Annotated in this window: 4 protein-coding genes; all 4 read right to left on the bottom strand. The window is 50.1% G+C overall.

Annotated features, from left to right (window positions below; genetic code table 11):
* Positions 1 to 581 (bottom strand): bifunctional diaminohydroxyphosphoribosylaminopyrimidine deaminase/5-amino-6-(5-phosphoribosylamino)uracil reductase RibD (locus Q0338_RS04520; protein WP_298085717.1); only part of this gene is annotated, 581 nt, incomplete at its 3' end.
* 273 nt (positions 582 to 854) lie between these two features.
* Positions 855 to 2,186, bottom strand: a complete 1,332-nt coding sequence (locus Q0338_RS04525; RefSeq protein ID WP_298085720.1) for an acetyl-CoA carboxylase biotin carboxylase subunit — start codon at positions 2,184 to 2,186, stop codon at positions 855 to 857.
* Positions 2,186 to 2,638: an acetyl-CoA carboxylase biotin carboxyl carrier protein gene (accB, locus tag Q0338_RS04530; RefSeq protein WP_298085718.1), complete on the bottom strand. Its 453-nt coding sequence runs from the start codon at positions 2,636 to 2,638 to the stop codon at positions 2,186 to 2,188. Before accB ends, Q0338_RS04525 begins: the two co-directional genes overlap by 1 nt.
* 156 nt (positions 2,639 to 2,794) lie before the next feature.
* Positions 2,795 to 3,147, bottom strand: a 353-nt coding sequence (locus tag Q0338_RS04535; protein WP_298085719.1) for an ABC transporter permease subunit, incomplete at its 5' end; no start/stop codon positions are given.

Raw genomic sequence — 3,147 nt, forward strand, 5'->3', positions numbered from 1 at the left:
TTTCCGCCCTGCCACGCAAGAAACGGCTCTATTAGATCATCCGCCTCACGCCGTAGCACGCCAAATTTGACCGATATGCCGCCGTTTTGCAAGATATGCGCACCACCGCTTGCTACGGCGTTTTCGTCGCCTCTAGCGATAATGACTTCGGCAAATTTTAGCCGACTTAAAAGCTCGGCGCATGGCGGAGTTTTACCGCGGTGAGCGCAGGGCTCGAGCGTCACGTAGGCCTTGGCTCCCTTTAGCAGATCGCCGTGATTTTGCAGGATGTATTCATACGTGAAATTTGGCTGTAAGTCCGCATTTTCAAGCTCGGCCGCGTTTTCAAATTTGACGCCAAAAGCCGCGTTGTAGTCTCGTAAAAAATCTCTCAAAAACGCCTCGCACTTTTGGCAAAGCGCCAATAAAATCGCGCTTGGCTCGGCGTGTAAAAAGCCCGCCTTTTTATGCGCGGCGACTGAAAGCAGCCTGCCGCCGGCGTCTAAAACCACACAACCGACGGCGGGATTTGGGTAGGTTAAAATTTGAAACTCCCAAGCCTTTTTTATCGCTAGAGACATGTAAAATTCGTCGTTTATCATCGCTTCCGCCTAGTTAAATTTGGGGTATTATACTAAAATTTGCGCGGCTATTTTTTAATTTGACGCCCATATTTTATTTGCTTGCTCGCCCAAACCCGCACCTTTACGACGTCAAATTTGTCTGGTTTGTATTATTAACGCTGCACGGATAAGAGTTTTATAAATTTGATATTTTGAGCAAGAGTAAAGCGGTGCGGGTTTTGCCGATAAATTTAAATGTAAAATAGCTGCGCCGAAGCAAATTTAAACTCGCTTCGGCACGTAGCCGCAAATTTAGCGGCGAGAGAGGTAGTTGGTATCGTAGTTGTTGTTGATAAAGTCTTGGTTTTCCATCATCGCGATGTGAAAATCGCGCGTGGTCTTGATGCCGCCGATGATGAGCTGCTCGAGCGTCACCTTCATCTTGTGGATGGCTCTGTTTCTATCGGTGTCCCAGACGATGAGCTTGCCGATCATACTGTCGTAGTACGGCGGGATCGAGTAGTCCTGATAGATGTGGCTATCCATGCGCACGTTGCGGCCGCCCGGGCAGACGTATTTTGTTATCTTGCCGGGACTTGGCGTAAACGTATTTGGATCCTCGGCCGTGATGCGGCACTCGATGGAGTGGCCTTTTAGCGTGATGCTTTCTTGCGGCGGTAGCGCCTCGCCCTGGGCTACTTTTATCATCAGTTCGATGATATCTAGGCCGCTCACCATCTCGCTCACGCAGTGTTCGACTTGCAGGCGCGTGTTCATCTCGATGAAGTAAAAATCCAAATTTTTATCGACCAAAAACTCAAACGTTCCCGCACCCTCGTAGCCGATAGCTTTTGCCGCTTTTATCGCCGTTTCGTGCAGTCTAGCGCGAGTGTCGTCGTCTAGCAGGATCGCAGGACTCTCCTCGATCAGCTTTTGGTGACGGCGCTGCATAGAGCAGTCGCGCTCGCCGATGTGCAGGACGTTGCCGTGACTATCGCCGATAACCTGAACCTCGATGTGGCGCGGGTTTAGGATGTATTTTTCCATATACATCGTTCCGTCGCCAAACGCGCTCATCGCCTCGCTCTCGGCCGACCAAAACGCCTTTTCGATGTCCTCTTCGCGCTCGACCACGCGCATACCGCGTCCGCCGCCGCCGGCTGCGGCTTTTAGGATGACCGGATAGCCGATTTTTTTAGCTAGCTCTTTGGCCGCCTTCGTATCGGCTACGGCGCCGTCAGAACCGGGGATTACTGGTACGCCTGCGCGCTGCATCATCTGCTTTGCCTTGCTTTTGTCGCTCATTAGCGCCATCGCGGCTACGCTAGGACCGATAAATTTTAGCTTGTGATGCGAGCAAATTTCGACGAAATTTTGATTTTCGCTGAGAAATCCGTAGCCCGGAAATATCGCGTCGGCTTCGCTGATTTCGGCCGCGCTGATTATGGCCGGGATATTTAGGTAGCTGTCGCTTGAGCGCTCCTTGCCGATGCAGATCGCCACGTCGGCGTATTTGACGTAGAGCGCGTCTTTATCGGCCGTGGAGTAGACCACGACGGCTTCTTTGCCCATTTCCTTTATCGTTCGCAAGGCTCGCAGCGCGATTTCGCCGCGATTTGCGATTAAAATTCTTTTTATTTCCATCAAATTTTCTCCACGCCAAATAGCGGCAAGCCAAACTCGACCGGCTGACCGTCGGAAACGAGCAGCTCGGTGATCTGGCAGTCAAATTCGGCCTCGATCTCGTTCATTATCTTCATCGCTTCTATGATACCCACGACGTCGCCTTTTCTCACGCGCTGGCCTACTTTTACAAACGGCGCCGCGCCGGGGCTCGGAGCAGCGTAGAAAGTACCGACCATAGGCGATTTTATGCTGTCTTTTGGAGAATTAGCAGGAGCTTTGACCTCTGAGCTTACCACAACGTTTACCGGAGTCGGAGTCGGGGCGGGAGCTTGGACGACGGGCTTTGGCAGCTCGCAGCAGTCGGCGAATTTTTCAAGCTCGACCTCAAAATCCCCGCTTTTTACTTTTATGCGGTTCATATCCATCTCGTTAAAAAACTCGATCAGCTCTTTTATGTCTTCTTTTTTCATAGAAATTTCTCCTAAATAGTTAAAGTTCAAAACTTCTTATTGTAGCAAAAAAATAATGAATTTATACTCGCAAAGCCGTATTTTGTTTTACACTCGGGGTAAATTTAGGGCGCTCTCGGCTTTACGCGTTTAAAATAGCGAATTTGCGATGTTAGTCTATTTTTTAGCACGCTCGAGAAAATTTATAAACCCAAAAAGCACCAAGCTAAGCACGACCAAAATCACGCTCAAAATGAGCGCGCGGCCGTTTTCGCCGTCGTAAACCGCATTATAGATAGCTAGCGAAACGGTGTCGGTTTTGCCTACGATATTTCCGCCTAGCATCAGCGTGATGCCGACCTCGCCAAGACCGCGAGCAAGAGCCAAAACCAGCGCCGAAACGACGCTTTTAAAGACGTTTGGGATGAGGATAAAAACGGCGATCTCAAAGCGATTTTTGCCTAGGCTTTGACCCGCTTCGATTAGGCTTTTAGGCAGGCTTTCAAGCGCGCTTTGAACGGGCTTTACAA

It is taken from the genome of uncultured Campylobacter sp. (assembly GCF_938018145.1).
In the GTDB taxonomy this organism is placed as follows: Bacteria; Campylobacterota; Campylobacteria; order Campylobacterales; family Campylobacteraceae; genus Campylobacter_A.

Excerpts from the sequence above, each read along its gene's own strand:
- Q0338_RS04525 (WP_298085720.1), bottom strand. The coding sequence starts at position 2,186 with ATGGAAATAAAAAGAATTTTAATCGCAAATCGCGGCGAAATCGCGCTG.
- accB (WP_298085718.1), bottom strand. The coding sequence starts at position 2,638 with ATGAAAAAAGAAGACATAAAAGAGCTGATCGAGTTTTTTAACGAGATG.